The 16,898-nt window shown below is 63.1% G+C and carries 16 protein-coding genes; 5 read left to right on the forward strand and 11 right to left on the reverse strand.

What is annotated here, in order from left to right; genetic code table 11:
- Positions 1 to 5 precede the first annotated feature (5 nt).
- Positions 6 to 1,184 (forward strand): BaiN/RdsA family NAD(P)/FAD-dependent oxidoreductase, encoded by a 1,179-nt coding sequence (locus AC1RL5_RS10730; RefSeq protein WP_011063948.1) that lies wholly within the window; start codon positions 6 to 8, stop codon positions 1,182 to 1,184.
- 229 nt (positions 1,185 to 1,413) lie between these two features.
- The gene (yccS, locus tag AC1RL5_RS10735; RefSeq protein ID WP_019095267.1) at positions 1,414 to 3,606 is read left to right on the forward strand and encodes a YccS family putative transporter; all 2,193 of its coding nucleotides are present in this window, start codon (positions 1,414 to 1,416) and stop codon (positions 3,604 to 3,606) included.
- Between the two features lie 86 nt (positions 3,607 to 3,692).
- Here the strand turns inward: yccS and AC1RL5_RS10740 are convergent, their stop codons facing one another.
- Positions 3,693 to 4,430 carry a substrate-binding periplasmic protein gene (locus tag AC1RL5_RS10740; RefSeq protein WP_011063950.1) on the reverse strand — a complete coding sequence of 246 codons (738 nt, stop codon included), beginning with the start codon at positions 4,428 to 4,430 and terminating at the stop codon, positions 3,693 to 3,695.
- A 277-nt stretch (positions 4,431 to 4,707) separates the two neighbouring features.
- On the opposite strand from AC1RL5_RS10740, the gene AC1RL5_RS10745 reads away from it, so the two are divergent.
- The gene (locus AC1RL5_RS10745; RefSeq protein WP_072451782.1) at positions 4,708 to 5,160 is read left to right on the forward strand and encodes a GNAT family N-acetyltransferase; all 453 of its coding nucleotides are present in this window, start codon (positions 4,708 to 4,710) and stop codon (positions 5,158 to 5,160) included.
- Between the two features lie 3 nt (positions 5,161 to 5,163).
- On the opposite strand, the gene AC1RL5_RS10750 is transcribed toward AC1RL5_RS10745, so the two are convergent.
- From AC1RL5_RS10750 to AC1RL5_RS10765, 4 genes are all read right to left on the reverse strand, one after another.
- A complete protein-coding gene (locus tag AC1RL5_RS10750; RefSeq protein ID WP_011063952.1) occupies positions 5,164 to 5,460 on the reverse strand; it encodes a winged helix-turn-helix domain-containing protein in 297 nt (98 codons plus the stop codon).
- Positions 5,461 to 5,483: 23 nt separating this feature from the next.
- A complete protein-coding gene (locus AC1RL5_RS10755) occupies positions 5,484 to 5,996 on the reverse strand; it encodes a M48 metallopeptidase family protein (RefSeq protein WP_011063953.1) in 513 nt (170 codons plus the stop codon).
- A 42-nt stretch (positions 5,997 to 6,038) separates the two neighbouring features.
- The gene (locus AC1RL5_RS10760; RefSeq protein WP_093405273.1) at positions 6,039 to 8,162 is read right to left on the reverse strand and encodes a putative bifunctional diguanylate cyclase/phosphodiesterase; all 2,124 of its coding nucleotides are present in this window, start codon (positions 8,160 to 8,162) and stop codon (positions 6,039 to 6,041) included.
- Between the two features lie 135 nt (positions 8,163 to 8,297).
- On the reverse strand, positions 8,298 to 8,453 hold the full coding sequence (locus AC1RL5_RS10765; protein WP_492589358.1) for a hypothetical protein: 156 nt from the start codon (positions 8,451 to 8,453) through the stop codon (positions 8,298 to 8,300).
- Positions 8,454 to 8,478: 25 nt separating this feature from the next.
- Between AC1RL5_RS10765 and AC1RL5_RS10770 the strand changes: the two genes are divergently transcribed.
- Complete coding sequence (locus AC1RL5_RS10770; RefSeq protein ID WP_011063955.1) at positions 8,479 to 9,150, forward strand: polysaccharide lyase family 7 protein; 672 nt, start codon at positions 8,479 to 8,481, stop codon at positions 9,148 to 9,150.
- Positions 9,151 to 9,311: 161 nt separating this feature from the next.
- On the opposite strand, the gene fba is transcribed toward AC1RL5_RS10770, so the two are convergent.
- From fba to tkt, 6 genes are all read right to left on the reverse strand, one after another.
- Positions 9,312 to 10,376: a class II fructose-bisphosphate aldolase gene (gene fba / locus AC1RL5_RS10775; RefSeq protein ID WP_003229012.1), complete on the reverse strand. Its 1,065-nt coding sequence runs from the start codon at positions 10,374 to 10,376 to the stop codon at positions 9,312 to 9,314.
- Between the two features lie 210 nt (positions 10,377 to 10,586).
- Positions 10,587 to 10,916, reverse strand: a complete 330-nt coding sequence (locus AC1RL5_RS10780; RefSeq protein WP_011063956.1) for an MliC family protein — start codon at positions 10,914 to 10,916, stop codon at positions 10,587 to 10,589.
- A 60-nt stretch (positions 10,917 to 10,976) separates the two neighbouring features.
- A complete protein-coding gene (locus AC1RL5_RS10785; RefSeq protein ID WP_011063957.1) occupies positions 10,977 to 11,198 on the reverse strand; it encodes a hypothetical protein in 222 nt (73 codons plus the stop codon).
- Between the two features lie 32 nt (positions 11,199 to 11,230).
- Positions 11,231 to 12,394 (reverse strand): phosphoglycerate kinase, encoded by a 1,164-nt coding sequence (locus AC1RL5_RS10790; RefSeq protein WP_011063958.1) that lies wholly within the window; start codon positions 12,392 to 12,394, stop codon positions 11,231 to 11,233.
- 17 nt (positions 12,395 to 12,411) lie between these two features.
- On the reverse strand, positions 12,412 to 13,491 hold the full coding sequence (gene epd / locus AC1RL5_RS10795; RefSeq protein WP_011063959.1) for an erythrose-4-phosphate dehydrogenase: 1,080 nt from the start codon (positions 13,489 to 13,491) through the stop codon (positions 12,412 to 12,414).
- Positions 13,492 to 13,644: 153 nt separating this feature from the next.
- On the reverse strand, positions 13,645 to 15,642 hold the full coding sequence (tkt, locus tag AC1RL5_RS10800) for a transketolase (protein WP_011063960.1): 1,998 nt from the start codon (positions 15,640 to 15,642) through the stop codon (positions 13,645 to 13,647).
- Between the two features lie 258 nt (positions 15,643 to 15,900).
- Here tkt and AC1RL5_RS10805 point away from each other — a divergent pair, with 258 nt between their 5' ends.
- On the forward strand, positions 15,901 to 16,896 hold the full coding sequence (locus AC1RL5_RS10805) for an ArsR/SmtB family transcription factor (protein ID WP_011063961.1): 996 nt from the start codon (positions 15,901 to 15,903) through the stop codon (positions 16,894 to 16,896).
- The last annotated feature ends 2 nt before the right edge of the window (positions 16,897 to 16,898 follow it).

Consider the following 16,898-nt stretch of genomic DNA (forward strand, 5'->3'; position numbering starts at 1 on the left):
CCGTTTTGCGTTCTACCGAAGTCGTGATCATTGGCGCCGGCGCCGCCGGCCTGATGTGCGCCCTGACCGCGGCCGGCCGGGGCCGCCAGGTATTGCTGCTGGACCACGCCAACAAGGCCGGCAAGAAAATCCTGATGTCCGGCGGCGGTCGCTGCAACTTCACCAATATGTACACCGAACCGGCCAACTTCCTGTCGCAGAACCCGCATTTCTGCAAATCGGCCCTGGCGCGCTACACCCAGTGGGACTTCATCGGCCTGGTGGCCAAGCACGGCGTGCCCTACCACGAGAAGAAACTCGGCCAGCTGTTCTGCGATAACAAGTCCAGCGACATCCTCGGCATGCTGCTCGACGAGTGCGATCAGGTCGGCGTGGAGCTGCGCCTGGACACCTCGATCCAGACCATCGAAAAGGTCGAAAGCGGCTACCTGCTCGACACCACCCTCGGCCAGGTTCAGTGCCAATCGCTGGTGATCGCCACCGGCGGGCTGTCGATCCCGACGCTGGGCGCCACCGGCTTCGGTTATCAGGTGGCCAAACAGTTCGGCCACGAACTGCTGCCGACCCGCGCCGGCCTGGTGCCGTTCACCATCACCGACCAGCTCAAGGAACTGTGCAGCGAGCTGTCGGGGACCTCGGTGGATTGCCTGGTGAGCTGCAACGACCAGAGCTTTCGCGAGAACATCCTGTTCACCCACCGCGGCCTCAGCGGCCCGGCGATCCTGCAGATTTCCTCCTACTGGCAGCCCGGCGACAGCGTCGAGATCAACCTGCTGCCGGACCACGACGCCCTGGGCTGGCTGCAACAGCAGCAGGCCGAGCGCCCCAACAGCGAGCTCAAGACCCTCCTGGGGGAGATCTTCACCAAGAAGATGGCCGGCCTGCTGGCCGACCACTGGTTCGTCTCCAAGCCGATGAAGCAGTACACCCCGGCGGAGCTGGCGGACGTGGCGCAGAAACTCGGCAGTTGGCAACTGGTACCGGCGGGCACCGAGGGCTACCGCACCGCCGAAGTGACCCTGGGCGGCGTCGACACCCGGGAAGTTTCGTCCAAGACCATGGAATCGCTGAAGAGCCCGGGGCTGTATTTCATCGGTGAAGTGCTGGACGTCACCGGCCACCTGGGCGGCTTCAACTTCCAGTGGGCCTGGGCCTCGGGCTACGCGGCGGCCCAATACGTCTGAGCCGCTGCGTCTCCCTGTAGCCGCTGCCGCAGGCTGCGAACGACCCGAAGGGGCGCGGCGATCCGATGTCCGCTGAGGTCCTGCGGACCTGTCGCAGCCTGCGGCAGCGGCTACAGGTGTCCGACCGGCAACGGCAACAGAATTTGCCGGCCGATGTGACGACGGCATTGCGCCGTCGTCAATACTGGCTCAATTTAGCTGCATCGCCCCGGAAGGCCCGCCCTACTCCATGTCCTCGACCTCTTTTCGCCAATCCCTGCGCCGCCTCTGGGCGCTGGATAAATTCAGCTACAGCGTGCGGGTGTTCATCGCCCTGACCGGCAGCATGGCGCTGTGCTGGTATCAGGATGAAATGGCCCTGCTGATCCCGCTGTTCCTCGGCATCATCGCCAGCGCCCTGGCGGAAACCGACGACAGCTGGCAAGGCCGGCTCAATTCCCTGGCCGTGACCCTGGTGTGCTTCAGCATTGCCGCGCTGTCGGTGGAACTGCTGTTCCCCTACCCCTGGATCTTCGCCATCGCCCTGGCCCTGGCCAGCTTCGGCCTGACCATGCTGGGGGCGCTGGGCGAACGCTATGGCGCCATCGCCTCGGCGACCCTGATCCTCTCGGTCTACACCATGATCGGCGTCGACCAGCGCGGCGGCGCGGTGATCGATTTCTGGCACGAGCCGCTGCTGCTGGTGGCCGGCGCCGCCTGGTACGGCCTGCTGTCGGTGCTGTGGCAGGCGCTGTTTTCCAACCAGCCGGTGCAGCAGAGCCTGGCCCGGCTGTTTCGCGAACTGGGTTACTACCTCAAGCTCAAGTCCTCGCTGTTCGAGCCCATCCGCCAGCTGGACGTGGAGGCCCGGCGCCTGGAACTGGCCAAGCAGAACGGCAAGGTGGTGGCGGCCCTCAACGTCGCCAAGGAAATCATCCTGCACCGGGTGGGCAACGGCCGGCCGGGGTCGAAGGTCAGCCGCTACCTGAAGCTGTACTTCCTGGCCCAGGACATTCACGAGCGTGCCAGCTCTTCCCACTACCCGTACAACGCCCTGACCGAGGCGTTTTTCCACAGCGACGTGCTGTTCCGCTGCCAGCGCCTGCTGCGCCAGCAGGGCAAGGCCTGCCGTGCCCTGGCCGAATCCATCCAGTTGCGCCAGCCGTTCGTCTATGACGCCACCTTCGCCGAGGCCCTGGGCGACCTGCACGCTTCCCTGGAACACCTGCGTATCCAGAGCAACCCGGCCTGGCGCGGGCTGTTGCGCTCATTGCGAGCCCTGGCGGCCAACCTCGGCACCCTCGACCGCCTGCTCAGCGACGCCAGCAACCCCGACGCCCTGGCGGACGCCACCGACAGCAGCCTGCTGGACCGTTCGCCACGCAATTTCAAGGATGTCTGGACCCGCCTGCGCACCCAACTGACGCCAACCTCGCTGCTGTTCCGCCATGCCCTGCGCCTGCCCCTGGCGCTGAGCATCGGCTACGGCATGGTGCATTTGATCCACCCTTCCCAGGGTTACTGGATCATCCTCACCACCCTGTTCGTCTGCCAGCCCAACTACGGCGCCACCCGGCGCAAGCTGGGCCAGCGGATCATCGGCACCGCCATCGGCCTGACCATCGCCTGGGCGCTGTTCGACCTGTTCCCCAGCCCCTTGGTGCAGTCGCTGTTCGCCATTGCCGCCGGGGTGGTGTTCTTCACCAACCGCACCACCCGCTACACCCTGGCCACGGCGGCCATCACCCTGATGGTGCTGTTCTGCTTCAACCAGGTGGGCGACGGTTATGGGCTGTTCCTGCCGCGGCTGTTCGATACCCTGCTGGGCAGCCTGATCGCCGGGCTGGCGGTGTTCCTGTTCCTGCCGGACTGGCAGGGCCGGCGCCTGAACAAGGTGCTGGCCAATACCCTGACCTGCAACAGCATCTACCTGCGCCAGATCATGCAGCAGTACGCCGCCGGCAAGAGCGACGACCTGGCCTACCGCCTGGCCCGGCGCAACGCCCACAACGCCGACGCCGCGCTGTCCACCACCCTGGCCAACATGCTCATGGAGCCCGGGCATTTCCGTAAGGAAGCGGACGTGGGCTTTCGCTTCCTGGTGCTGTCCCACACCTTGCTCAGCTACCTCTCGGGCCTGGGCGCACACCGCGAAACCCGGCTGCCGGACGAGGTTCGCGAGCACTTGATCGAAGGCGCCGGGGTCAGCCTGGCGGCCAGCATCGACGAGATTGCCCAGGGTCTGGCCAACAAGACCCCGATCGATATCCAGAGCGATGCCGAAGAAGCCCTGGCCAATGAGCTGGAGCAAATGCCCGACGAGGTCGACGAAGGCCAGCGCCTGGTGCAGACCCAACTGGCGCTGATCTGCCGTCAGCTGGGCCCGTTGCGGACCCTGGCGGCGCATCTGATCAAGGACACCAGCGACAACGCAAAACCGTAGGAGCCGGCTTGCCGGCGAAAGGGGCCGCAAGACTCATGCACGGTCCGGAGTCGCTTTCGCTGGCAAGCCAGCTCCTGCATCTTCGGTTACATGCCGTGCTGGCGCAGCAGGCGGTCGTAGCTACCGTCAGCTTTCATGGCAGCGATTTCCTTGTCGAACCTGGCCACGATCTGCGCATGCTCGGGGTTCTTCAGGCTGACCAGGATATGCAGGCTGTTCTCGCTCAGGGGCTTGGGCAGGAACTCCACGGCATTGCGTACCCGCGGTGACTCCCGGGCCAAGTAGTAGCGGGCCACGTATTCGTCTTCCAGGGTCAGCTTGACCCGATCCGCCGCCAGCATGCGCACCGCCATGGCGAAGTTGTGCACCGGCACCTTCTGCAGGTCGGGGTCATTGTCGAATTCGGGGGAATAGGCGTAGCCACGCACCACTGCCACCGGGTACTCATGCAGCTGCTTGAGGTTGCTGTATTCCAGCGGCGCGTCCTTGCGCTTGATGAAGCGCACGCGGTTGACCATGTATTCCGCGGAGAACTGCCCCAACTGGGTGCGCTCTTCGTTGTACCAGGCATTCACCAGCACGTCGTAGCGCCCCTCGCCGATGCCCAGCAGGGCCCGGGCCCAGGGCACCTGCTCGAATTCGCTGGAATAGCCAGCGCGGGACAGGGCGGTGCTGACAATGTCGGTGGCCACGCCGCCATTGACCAGGGTCGCGTCGGTAAAGGGTGGCCAGGCATCGGCGACCAGCCGCAGCCTTTCGGCAAAAGCGCTCTGGCCCAGCAACAGCAATCCGATCAAAGCCAAAGCTCGATGCAGTCGCAGCATGCTAATAGATCCTTAGCGGGCCCTGGGCCCAGCGCGTTCCAGCCCATACTCCAGGGTCGCGGCCTTTGCGGCACAGGTCGGCCCAGCTCCTAACATTAGCTCATCAGAACCCATGCACAGGTCTTGAAAACAGATTACACAAAGAAGACAAATACCAGTGATCTCAGTAGTGGCATTTTGACCCATCTCACAGAAACATTCTCTGCGTGACAACCGGCAAGACATCCCGTGGCGATGTGCTTACTATTTCGCGCAGCACTCAATACAGGATATGAAGATGACCATCGAATGGGTCTGCAAACATCACACCGACCTGGGCAAGGAACAGTTGTACGCGATTCTGCAATTGCGCACCGAAGTCTTCGTGGTGGAACAGAAATGCCCTTATCAGGAAGTCGACGGCCGCGACCTTGAAGGCGATACCTGCCACCTGATGGCCTGGGACGGCGACCGGTTGCTGGCCTACCTGCGCCTGCTGGACCCGACTTCCCAGGGCGGCGACGTGGTCATCGGCCGCGTGGTCATCGCTGAACAGGCCCGTGGCCAGGGCCTGGGCCACACCCTGATGGAGCAGGCGCTGAAGCAGGCCGAGCGGCACTGGCCGCAAACGCCGATCTACCTCTCGGCCCAGGCTCATCTGCAGGCCTATTACGGCCGCTACGGTTTCGAGGTGGCGGGCGAAGCATACCTGGAGGACGGTATTCCTCACATCGGCATGCGTCGCTCCTGAGCCTCAGGGATAGCCCAGCACGGCCTTGATCTGCCGCAGGTTGGGCTCGATCCAGCCCTTGTCGATGGCGCCCCAGTTGTGGATCCGGTAACGCCCGGCATGGTTGCGCGCGCCGTCCTGCTGCTCGAACTCGCAGAGGATGTCCAGGTCCGCCAGGGCCGCGATGGTGTCCTGGGCGGTGCGCCGCGGCATGCCGGTGACTTCGGTCAGCGCCGGCACGCTGCTGGCCAGGCCGCTGTCGATCAGGTACGCCACATACAGGCGGCGGTAGAAACTGCTCTTGGTCTTGCTCACATCCATCGCCCACTCCTTGCCTTCAGGGGTTAATCCGGCGCTCCCGCCTTGCCTTGCAGGTCGCGCCAGGTCAGGTAGACCCGCAGGTCGAACTCCAGCTGGTGATAGCCCGGCAGCATATGCTCGCAGAGCTTGTAGAACGCCTTGTTGTGATCCGATTCCTTGAAGTGGGCCAGCTCGTGCACCACGATCATCCGCAGGAATTCCGGCGCCGCCTCCTTGAACAGCGAAGCGATGCGGATCTCTTTCTTGGCCTTGAGCTTGCCGCCCTGCACCCGGGAAACCGTGGTATGCAGGCCCAGGGCACGGTGGGTCAGGTCCAGACGGTTGTCGAACAGCACCTTGTCGATGGCCGGCGCATTGCGCAGGTATTCCTGCTTGAGCTCCAGAGCGTAGCTGTACAGCGCCTTGTCGCTCTGTACGGCGTGCCGGCCCGGGTAACGCTGGCTCAGGTAGTCGCCCAGGCGCTGTTCATCGATCAACTGGCGCACTTGCTGCTGCAAGGCGACGGGATAGGCCTGGAGGTATTTGAGTGCGGTCATGAAGGGGCAACGCAGGGCATAAAAGGCGCCAGTGTAGCGAATTCAGGCCTGTAGCGCGCTCCAGTCAAAGGGCTGGGCAAACTGGCTGGCGGTACTGGCGGTCAGCGGCCGAGCCACCAGGAAACCTTGCACATACTCGCAGCCATTGGCCTTGAGCCACTGGTATTGCTCAAGGGTTTCCACGCCCTCGGCGATCACCAGCAGGTCGAACTGCTTGCACAGGTCGATCACGCAGCGGGCAATGGCGGCATCCCTTGGCGAGGTCAGCAGGCGGGCAATCAGGTGGCGATCGAGCTTGAGGGTGTCCAGTTGCAGGTCACGCAGGTAGGCCAGGCAACAACTGCCCGAGCCGAAGTCATCCAGGGCCACCCGCACCCCCAGCTGACGCAGGAGCTGCAACTGTTTGCGGGTGTCATCCAGGTTCTGGGTCAAGGCGGCCTCGGTAACCTCCACCTCCAGTTGGCGCGGTTGCAGGCCATGGCGCGACAGCACCTGGCGCAGCTCGGCCACCAGGTTGGGCATGTTGAACTGGGTGGCACTGAGGCTGACGCCCAGCACCAGGTCGGGGCTGAACACCTGCTCCCAGTCCTTGCGCTGGGCCGCGCCCTGTTGATAGATCCAACTGCCCAGGCGGCTGATCAGCCGTGCCTCCTCAAGCAGGGGCAGGAACAGCCCCGGAGGCACGTCGCCCACACTCGGATGACGCCAGCGCAGCAAGGCTTCGAAACCGCGCAGGCGCCCGTCGGCAATGGCCACCTGGGGCTGGTACACCAGGGTGAATTCCTTGCGCTCCACGGCGCTGCGCACGCTTTCCTCGAGCATCAGCCGCGAACGGGCGCGGCCATTCATTTCGTGATCGTAGTAGCGGTACTGCTGGCGGCCGGCGCGCTTGGCTTCGTACATGGCGATGTCCGCCGCCCGCAACAGGCCGTCCAGGTTGGAGCCGCAGTCGGGGTAGATGGCGATGCCGATACTCGCCCCCAGCACCACCTCCAGGCCATCGATCTGCTGGTTGATGGACAGGCGTTCGATCAGCTTCTCGGCGATCTTCGCCGCCTGCTCGGGGAAGCTCAGCTCCAGCAGCGCGGTGAATTCGTCGCCGCCCATGCGCCCGAGAATGTCGAAGGAGTGCAGGCAGTCCTTCAGTTGCTCGGAAACCCAGCGCAGCACCCGGTCGCCGGCGTCGTGCCCCAGGGAGTCGTTGACCCGCTTGAAGCCGTCGAGGTCCAGATAGAGCAGGACCAGGGACTTTCCCGAGCGGTCGCTGCGCAGCAGGATGTTTTCCACCGTCTGATAGAAGCCGCGGCGGTTGAGCAGGCCGGTCAGCGGGTCGGTCACGGCCTGGTATTCCAGTTGCTGGTGCAGGTGACGCACTTCGGACATGTCCAGCAGGGTGACCACCATTGCCTTCTGGTCACTGGGCAAGGGCGCACAGGACAAGGCCACGCTGATCAACTGGCCGGGCACGGTGCGCATCTGAGCGTCGTGCAGGCGATAGGTTTCGCCCCGGCGATAACAGGCGTAGAGCTCGGAGCCGCTCCAGTCGGGAACGTGGGGCTTTTGCAGGTAGTCGAGAAAGGGCGAGCCTTCCAGCTCCTTGACCTGGGCATTGAGCAGGCGCGAGACCGCCGGATTGGCGAAACGCACGCACCCGCCCTCGTCCACCACCAGGATGCCCTCGGCAGCGTTGTCCAGCACCGAGGCATTGAAGGCCCGTGCCACCTCCAGGTCGTGGCTGAGGTGCTGCAGGGCCCGGCGGTTGCGCTGATGCTCCAGCAGGGCCTGGACCTTGGGCTTGAGAATCTGTGGGTCGAACGGTTTGAACAGGTAGTCCACGGCGCCACTGGCATAGCCCTTGATCACAGCGTCCTGAGACTGTTCGTTGGCGGTGAGAAAGATGATCGGGGTCAGCCGGGTACGTTGGCTGCCACGCATCAGGCGGGCGACTTCGAAGCCGTCCATGCCGGGCATCTGTACATCCAGCAACACCAGGTCCACTTCATGTTCGAGCAGCAGGCCCAGGGCCTCGACCCCCGAGGCGGCGGTCATCACCTGCCAGTCCTGGCGCTGCAACAGAGCACGCATGCTGAGGAGGTTTTCAGGATAGTCATCGACGATCAGAAGAGTGGAGTGGCCTTCGGCTGGCTCTGGTTGCACGCATTCCATGCTGCTTCTCTTGTCTGTAATAAGACTGAACGGGTGTAAAAACCCGGTAAAACCTGAGGTTTCACTCTAGACCCGGATCCTCAAAAGCAGAAGCTGCCAACACGCCATCACTTCGCCAATGGCCACGACTCCCGACTAACGGTCACAGAGTTGCCGCATAAAAACCGGGATAGATGGCATTTCGACATTTTGCTGACGCCAGATATCCGCCATACGGGCCTCGCCAAGCGCCGCTTCTGCGCTATAAAGACCTCCTAAGAAGCGCAGGCTAAAGCCTTCGGCCACCTGCATCAGTCATGCCTTGCGGAAAACCACCATGATCGACCTGGCAACCTGGAACCTCAGCGTTCCCGTCGGCAGCCCGCCGGCGACCATCGATACCCCGACACTGGTCAAGGGGTTCAAGGACCAGTACTTCCACTCCGATACCGGCACTCTGTTCTTCTGGTCGCCGGTGACCGGCTCGAAAACCGAGAACGCCATCTACCCGCGCACCGAGCTGCGCGAAACCTACTCCAATGGCACCTTGCGCAACTGGACCTACCCCGAAGCGGACAACCTGCTGTACGCGACCCTGGCGGTGAACCAGGTGCCCTCATCGGGCAAGATCGTCATCGGCCAGATCCACGCCTACAACAGCACCAAGCCGCTGGTGAAGGTCGAGTACCAGTACAAGACCAGCAAGGGCAGCGGCAACATCGTGGCCAAGGTGCGCCTGCACCCGGACGACGAGGAAGGCCGTGTCATCACCATTGCCGAGAACGTGCCCATGGATCGGGAGTTTTCCTACCTGATCCACCTGAGCCCGGGCGGCGCCCTGGGCGTCAGCGCTGCCGGCTATCAGTGGGACAGCCAGCTGAGCGCGACCTGGCGCGACAAGCCGCTGTACTTCAAGGCCGGGGTTTATGTGCAGGACAACACCGGCTATACCAGCGAAGGCGGCAAGGTGACCTTTTCCAAGCTGGACATCGACCACAACAAGACCTGACACCCCTTCCTGCGCGGGAGCCGGCTTGCCGGCGAAGGCGCCGTTGAGCCCGGCATCCGCCCAAAGGCGCTCTTCGCTGGCAAGCCAGCGCCTACGAAGGCAAGAATTCCGGATACAAAAAAGCCCGCATCGCTGCGGGCTTCTTCGTTCGACGCTTAGGCTCAGTTGACCTTGGCGTTCAGCTCACCCTTGAGGTAACGCTGGAACATGGCTTCCAGGGAGATCGGCTTGATCTTCGAGGCGTTGCCGGCGGTGCCGAAGGCTTCGTAACGGGCGATGCAGACATCGCGCATGGCGGTCACGGTGGCGCCGAAGAACTTGCGCGGGTCGAACTCGCTGGGGTTGGTGGCCATCAGGCGGCGCATGGCACCGGTGGACGCCAGGCGCAGGTCGGTGTCGATGTTGACCTTGCGCACGCCGTACTTGATGCCTTCGACGATTTCTTCAACCGGCACGCCGTAGGTTTCCTTGATATCGCCACCGTACTGGTTGATGATCGCCAGCCACTCTTGCGGCACCGAAGAGGAACCGTGCATCACCAGGTGAGTGTTGGGGATGCGCTTGTGGATTTCCTTGATACGGTCGATGGCCAGTACGTCGCCGGTAGGCGGCTTGGTGAACTTGTAGGCGCCGTGGCTGGTACCGATGGCGATGGCCAGGGCATCCACCTGGGTCTTCTTGACGAAGTCCGCGGCTTCTTCCGGGTCGGTCAGCATCTGGCTGTGGTCCAGCACGCCTTCGGCGCCGATGCCGTCTTCTTCACCGGCCATGCCGGTTTCCAGGGAACCCAGGCAGCCCAGCTCGCCTTCTACCGAGACGCCGCAGGCGTGGGCCATGGCCACGGTCTGCTGGGTAACACGGACGTTGTATTCGTAGTCGGTCGGAGTCTTGCCGTCTTCGCCCAGGGAGCCGTCCATCATCACCGAGGAAAAACCCAGCTGGATCGAGCGCTGGCAGACGTCAGGGCTGGTGCCGTGGTCCTGGTGCATGCACACCGGGATATGCGGAAACTCTTCGATGGCAGCCAGAATCAGGTGACGCAGGAAAGGCGCGCCGGCGTATTTGCGGGCGCCGGCCGAAGCCTGGACGATCACCGGGGAGTCAGTCTTGTCAGCGGCTTCCATGATGGCGCGCATCTGCTCAAGGTTGTTGACGTTGAAGGCTGGAACGCCGTAGCCGAACTCGGCTGCGTGGTCCAGCATCTGGCGCATGCTGATGAGTGCCATTGTGTGTGTCTCTCCCGGTCGAGGGTCGTTAATCGTGCAAGCCTGCCGTAGCGGCGACTGCTATTCAAGTGATTGCAGATCGGGGGTCAACCCGCTCTGTTCCATTCGTTAAAACCAAATCTCTACAGCCACGCAGGAGCCGGCTCGCCGGTGAAAGGGGCCTTGAACCTTGTACAGGTCTGGAGGCCGCCTCCGCTGGCAAGCCAGCCCCTACATGGCCTTGCAGCCGCGGCCGATCAGGTCATTGGTGGCGACCCAGTAGACCAGGCCTTCCTCCCCCTTGACGTGAAACGCCAGCATGTCGTCGCTGTACAGCGAGCCCGAACCGCTGGGCTCAAGCTTCAGGCGGCGTACCTGGTCGTCGCCCCCCAGGCGCACGTCGACGGCCTTGCGGCTGTCGTCGGTGTAGCGCCAGAGCACCTGGGCCTGGCTGTCGCAGGTCCAAGTGGTCCAGTTGTCAGTGGTCGGCGACTTGAGCAGGTTCAGGTTGGCACAACCTGCCAACAAGCCCAGCATCGCCACGGCGATCAAACCTTTCATCAATGTTCCTCGGCGGGCGGCCAACAGGCCCCGGCGCGTTGCGTTAACCCATCTGACCCGTCAAGGGCAACCCTGTTCCCTGGCCTTTGACGGCGTCTCGTACTTCTCCAGGCCCTCAGGGCCCAGGCGCTTGTTGATCACCGGAGCCGTCTCGGCCTGCCAGTCAGCCTGGTAGCAGCCTTTCTGCACCTCGCCGGCATCCTCCGCAGGCGTTGCCTTGGGGGCACTGGAACAGCCCGCCAGCAACGCCACGGCGATCAACAGTGGCAACGTCTTGACCATCAGAACACTCCTTTGCCCGGCCAATCGAGGCCTCAGGCCTTGGCCCGGGCTTCCAGGACTTCAACCGCCGGCAGCACCTTGCCCTCGACGAACTCGAGGAAGGCGCCGCCACCGGTAGAAATGTAGGAGATCTGCTGGGCTACGCCATATTTGTCGATGGCTGCCAGGGTGTCGCCGCCGCCGGCGATGGAGAACGCAGCGCTGTCAGCGATGGCCTGGGCCAGGACCTTGGTGCCATTGCCGAACTGGTCGAATTCGAACACGCCCACCGGACCGTTCCAGAGGATGGTCCTGGAGGATTTCAGCAGTTCGGCAAACTGCGCGGCAGTCTGCGGGCCGATGTCGAGAATCATGTCGTCATCGGCCACATCGGCGATCAGCTTGACGGTCGCCGCAGCGCTCTCGGCGAATTCCTTGGCCACCACCACGTCCACCGGCAGCGGTACGCTGACCTTGGCGGCGATGGCGCGAGCGGTGTCCAGCAGGTCCGGCTCGTACAGCGACTTGCCCACCGGATGCCCGGCAGCGGCGAGGAAGGTATTGGCGATGCCGCCACCGACGATCAACTGGTCGCAGATCTGGCTCAGGCTGTTGAGCACGTCCAGCTTGGTCGACACCTTGGAGCCGGCAACGATCGCGGCCATCGGCTTGGCCGGGTTGCCCAGGGCCTTGCCCAGCGCGTCCAGCTCAGCGGCCAGCAAAGGACCAGCAGCAGCCACTTTGGCGAACTTGGCCACGCCATGGGTCGAACCCTCGGCGCGGTGCGCGGTGCCGAAGGCGTCCATCACGAACACGTCGCACAGGGCAGCGTATTGCTGGGCCAGCTCGTCGGCGTTCTTTTTCTCGCCCTTGTTGAAGCGCACGTTCTCGAACAGCACGATGTCGCCGGCCTTGACCTCGACACCACCCAGGTAATCGGCCACCAGCGGTACTTCGCGACCCAGGGCGCGGCTCAGGTAGTCGGCCACCGGCTTGAGGCTGTTCTCGGCGGAAAACTCGCCTTCGGTCGGGCGGCCCAGGTGCGAGCAGACCATCACTGCCGCGCCTTTTTCCAGGGCCAGCTTGATGGTCGGCAGCGAAGCCAGGATTCGCGCATCGCTGGTGACAACACCGTCCTTGACTGGGACGTTGAGGTCTTCACGGATCAGCACGCGCTTACCTTGCAGATCGAGGTCGGTCATCTTCAACACGGTCATGGGTCGCAATTCCTGGGTTACTGTTCTTCAGAAACAGAGAGTTGAGTGTCAGTGCGTGGAGCGGCTGTGTGCAGGTAGTGCCCAGCTACGTCCAGCATTCGGTTGGCAAAGCCCCATTCGTTGTCGAACCAGGCCAGGATGTTCACCAGCCGGGGGCCGGAAACACGGGTCTGACTGGCATCGACGATCGCCGAATGGGGATCATGATTGAAATCACAGCTGGCATGCGGCAGCTCGGTGTAGGCCAGCAGGCCCTTGAGCGGACCGCTGGTGGCGGCCTCGCGCAGGATCCGGTTGACCTCGGTGGCGTCGGTATCGCTCACGGTCTGCATGGTGATGTCCAGGCAGGACACGTTCACCGTCGGCACCCGCACTGCTTTGGCCTGAATTCGCCCGGCAAGTTCCGGCAACAGGCGCTCGATACCCCGCGCCAGACCGGTGGACACCGGGATCACCGACTGGAAGGCCGAACGGGTACGCCGCAGGTCTTCATGGTGATAGGCGTCGATCACCGGCTGGTCGTTCATCGCCGAGTGAATGGTGGTGATCGATACGTACTCCAGGCCAATGGCCTGATCCAGCAGGCGCAACAGCGGCACGCCGCAGTTGGTGGTGCAGGAGGCGTTGGACACCAGCCGTTCGTCGCCGCTCAGGCAGTCCTGGTTCACCCCATAGACGATGGTGGCGTCGACATCCGCCTCGCTGGCCATCGGCTGGGAGAACAGCACCCGCGGCGCGCCGGCGTCGAGAAAACGCTGGCCGTCTTCGCGGGTGTGGTAGGCACCGGAGCATTCCAGCACCAGATCGACGCCCAGGGACGCCCAATCGATGCCTTCGGGGGTGGCACTGCGCAACACTTTCACGCAGTTGCCATTGATATGCAGACAATCGCCATCGACCTTCACCTCACCGGGAAAACGCCCGTGGGTGGAATCGAAGCGTGTCAGGTATTCAACGCTGGCCATGTCGGCCAGATCGTTGATGGCAACGATCTCGAACCCGGCCGCAGCCCCTCGCTCGAACAGAGCACGCAAGACGCAACGACCAATCCGGCCGTAGCCGTTGAGTGCAACTTTGTAGGGACGCGGTTGAGGCATGGGGTTCTCAATGACCGGTGGTGAAACCATCAGCTTCGTGCTGCCTGCGCCATCGTCATCGCGAGCAAGCTCGCCCCCACAAGGACGGTATACATCCCTGCAGGAGCGAGCTTGCTCGCGATTGCGTCAGTACAGACAACCCGGCTTCCGGGTTTAGTCTTCCAGCAACTCTTCGGCCTGGCCCAGGATGTTGTCCAGGGTGAAGCCGAACTCTTCGAACAGTGCCGAAGCCGGAGCCGATTCGCCGTAGGTGGTCATGCCGATCACCCGACCTTCCAGACCCACGTACTTGAACCAGAAGTCGGCATGAGCCGCTTCGATCGCGATACGTGCGCTGACCTGCAGCGGCAGAACCGATTGCTTGTAGCCAGCGTCCTGAGCATCGAACACGCTGGTGCAAGGCATGGAAACCACGCGCACCTTGCGGCCTTGCTCGGTCAGTTTGTCGTAGGCCTGAACGGCCAGGCCGACTTCCGAACCGGTGGAGATCAGGATCAGTTCAGGCTCGCCTGCGCAGTCCTTCAACACATAGCCACCGCGGCTGATGTCGGCGATCTGGCCGGCATCGCGGGTTTGGTGCTGCAGGTTCTGGCGCGAGAAGATCAGCGCCGAAGGGCCGTCTTTACGCTCCAGCGCGTTTTTCCAGGCCACCGCCGATTCAACGGCATCGGCCGGGCGCCAGGTGTCCAGGTTCGGCGTGGTACGCAGGCTGGTCAGTTGCTCGATCGGCTGGTGCGTCGGGCCGTCTTCGCCCAGGCCGATGGAGTCGTGGGTGTAGACATGGATCACACGCTTCTTCATCAGCGCCGACATGCGCACTGCGTTGCGGGCGTATTCCATGAACATCAGGAAGGTCGCGCCGTAAGGCACCAGGCCGCCGTGCAGGGCAACGCCGTTCATGATGGCGGTCATGCCGAACTCGCGCACGCCGTAGTACATGTAGTTGCCGCTGGCATCTTCAGCGCTGACACCCTTGCAACCTTTCCACAGGGTCAGGTTGGAACCGGCCAGGTCGGCCGACCCACCGAGCACTTCCGGCAGCAGGGGGCCGAAGGCATTCAGGGTGTTCTGGCTGGCCTTGCGGCTGGCGATGGTTTCGCCCTTGGCGGCCACTTCGGCGATGTAGGCGTCGGCCTTCTCGGCGAAGTCGGCAGGCAGGTCACCGCTCAGGCGACGTACCAGTTCGTTGGCTTCGGTTGGGAAGGCAGCGGAATAGGCCGCGAAACGCTGGTCCCACTCGGCTTCGGCAGCGCGACCTTTTTCCTTGGCATCCCACTCGGCATAAATGTCGGCCGGGATTTCGAACGGGCCGTAGTTCCAGTTCAGCGCCTGGCGGGTCAGGGCGATTTCCGCGTCGCCCAGTGGCGCGCCGTGGCAATCTTCCTTGCCCTGCTTGTTCGGCGAACCGAAACCGATGGTGGTCTTGCAGCAGATCAGGGTCGGCAGCGGGCTCTTGCGCGCGGTGTCGATGGCGGTCTTGATCTCTTCCGGATCGTGGCCGTCGACGTTGCGGATCACTTGCCAGTTATAGGCTTCGAAACGCTTGGGCGTGTCGTCGGTGAACCAGCCTTCGACTTCGCCGTCGATGGAGATGCCGTTGTCATCGTAGAAGGCGATCAGCTTGCCCAGGCCCAGGGTGCCGGCCAGGGAAGCGACTTCGTGGGAAATGCCTTCCATCATGCAGCCATCACCCAGGAACACGTAGGTGTGATGGTCGACAATGTTGTGGCCTGGACGGTTGAACTGCGCCGCCAGGACTTTCTCCGCCAGGGCAAAGCCCACAGCGTTGGCCAGGCCCTGGCCCAGCGGGCCGGTGGTGGTTTCCACGCCTGGGGTGTAACCGAACTCCGGGTGGCCCGGGGTGCGGCTGTGCAGTTGGCGAAAGTTCTTCAGGTCATCGATCGACAGGTCGTAGCCGGTCAGGTGCAGCAGCGAGTAGATCAACATCGAGCCGTGGCCATTGGACAGCACGAAGCGGTCGCGGTCGGCGAAGGATGGGTTGCTCGGGTTGTGCTTCAGGTAGTCACGCCAAAGTACTTCGGCGATATCCGCCATACCCATAGGGGCACCTGGATGGCCGCTGTTGGCTTTTTGCACGGCATCCATGCTGAGGGCACGAATGGCGTTGGCACGCTCACGACGGCTTGGCATCGCTGATCTCCTGGGGATTGAATAAAACGAAACGGAAAAAAGGCCTGCATTTTCCCTCAGGCGTCAGGCGGGGGCAATGACAGATAGTCACTCAGGCATGTTTTTCCCCTGTTGAAGACACAATCCATTGATGAAACCCCTTCGCCGCTCGTTGACTGTAGAAGCAGAGGCTCTGGAAAAGCCCCTGCAGACTCCAATATCAAAACTTTTTGATATTGGCCTTGCGAGCATTTGCGGGCATCTCTAGACTGCTGCCCCATGAACCTGCCCGCGCCTGCCATCAGCCATGACGATTGCGACGAACTGGCGGCCCTGTGCAAGGCCGGCGGCGACCCCCTGCGGCTGAATGTATTGCGCGCACTGAGCAACGATTCGTTTGGCGTGCTGGAGCTGGCGCAGATCTTCGCCATCGGCCAGTCGGGCATGAGCCACCACCTGAAGGTCCTGGCCCAGGCCAGCCTGGTGGCGACCCGCCGTGAAGGCAATGCGATTTTCTATCGCCGCGCCCTGCCCCATACCGGGCTCCTGGGCGGCAAACTGCACGCAGCCTTGCTGGAAGAGGTCGACCAGCTGAACCTGCCGGGCGAGGTACAGGCCCGGATCAGCCTGGTGCACCGGCAGCGGGCTGCAGCCAGCCAGGACTTCTTTTCCCGGGTGGCGGAAAAATTCCGCGCCCAGCAGGACCTGATCGCAGGACTGCCCCAGTACCGCGACAGTGTGCTGGCGCTGCTGGACAAACTGAGTTTCGACCCAGTGGCCACGGCCATTGAAGTCGGCCCCGGCGACGGTGGGTTTCTCCCCGAGCTGGCCCGACGCTTTGCCCGGGTTACCGCGCTGGACAACAGCCCGGCGATGCTGGAGCTGGCACGCCAGCTGTGCGAACGCGAAACATTGGCTAACGTCAGCCTGCAATTGGCCGATGCATTGAACGGTGTACAGCTGCAGGCCGATTGCGTGGTGCTGAACATGGTCCTGCACCATTTCGCCGCGCCGGCCGAGGCCCTCAAGCAGATGGCCCAATTGCTGCAACCAGGCGGCAGCCTGTTAGTGACAGACTTGTGCAGCCACAACCAGAGTTGGGCCAAAGAGGCTTGCGGCGATCTCTGGCTAGGGTTCGAACAAGATGATTTGGCCCGTTGGGCCACCGCTGCGGGACTGACTCCCGGGGAAAGCCTGTATGTAGGCTTACGTAATGGTTTCCAGATCCAGGTCCGCCATTTTCAGCGACCGGCTGGCGACACTCACCATCGGTAAAT

The organism is Pseudomonas sp. GW822-FHT06D10, from assembly GCF_058799535.1.

What these genes read in the sequence shown, in the direction of transcription:
- AC1RL5_RS10790 (WP_011063958.1), bottom strand. Translation starts at nt 12,394, where the DNA reads ATGACCGTGTTGAAGATGACCGACCTCGATCTGCAAGGTAAGCGCGTG.
- AC1RL5_RS10780 (WP_011063956.1), bottom strand. Translation starts at nt 10,916, where the DNA reads ATGAAAGGTTTGATCGCCGTGGCGATGCTGGGCTTGTTGGCAGGTTGT.
- AC1RL5_RS10760 (WP_093405273.1), bottom strand. Translation starts at nt 8,162, where the DNA reads ATGGAATGCGTGCAACCAGAGCCAGCCGAAGGCCACTCCACTCTTCTG.
- yccS (WP_019095267.1), top strand. Translation starts at nt 1,414, where the DNA reads ATGTCCTCGACCTCTTTTCGCCAATCCCTGCGCCGCCTCTGGGCGCTG.
- fba (WP_003229012.1), bottom strand. Translation starts at nt 10,376, where the DNA reads ATGGCACTCATCAGCATGCGCCAGATGCTGGACCACGCAGCCGAGTTC.
- AC1RL5_RS10805 (WP_011063961.1), top strand. Translation starts at nt 15,901, where the DNA reads ATGAACCTGCCCGCGCCTGCCATCAGCCATGACGATTGCGACGAACTG.
- AC1RL5_RS10750 (WP_011063952.1), bottom strand. Translation starts at nt 5,460, where the DNA reads ATGGATGTGAGCAAGACCAAGAGCAGTTTCTACCGCCGCCTGTATGTG.
- AC1RL5_RS10770 (WP_011063955.1), top strand. Translation starts at nt 8,479, where the DNA reads ATGATCGACCTGGCAACCTGGAACCTCAGCGTTCCCGTCGGCAGCCCG.
- tkt (WP_011063960.1), bottom strand. Translation starts at nt 15,642, where the DNA reads ATGCCAAGCCGTCGTGAGCGTGCCAACGCCATTCGTGCCCTCAGCATG.
- AC1RL5_RS10755 (WP_011063953.1), bottom strand. Translation starts at nt 5,996, where the DNA reads ATGACCGCACTCAAATACCTCCAGGCCTATCCCGTCGCCTTGCAGCAG.
- AC1RL5_RS10740 (WP_011063950.1), bottom strand. Translation starts at nt 4,430, where the DNA reads ATGCTGCGACTGCATCGAGCTTTGGCTTTGATCGGATTGCTGTTGCTG.
- AC1RL5_RS10785 (WP_011063957.1), bottom strand. Translation starts at nt 11,198, where the DNA reads ATGGTCAAGACGTTGCCACTGTTGATCGCCGTGGCGTTGCTGGCGGGC.
- epd (WP_011063959.1), bottom strand. Translation starts at nt 13,491, where the DNA reads ATGCCTCAACCGCGTCCCTACAAAGTTGCACTCAACGGCTACGGCCGG.
- AC1RL5_RS10745 (WP_072451782.1), top strand. Translation starts at nt 4,708, where the DNA reads ATGACCATCGAATGGGTCTGCAAACATCACACCGACCTGGGCAAGGAA.
- AC1RL5_RS10765 (WP_492589358.1), bottom strand. Translation starts at nt 8,453, where the DNA reads ATGCAGGTGGCCGAAGGCTTTAGCCTGCGCTTCTTAGGAGGTCTTTAT.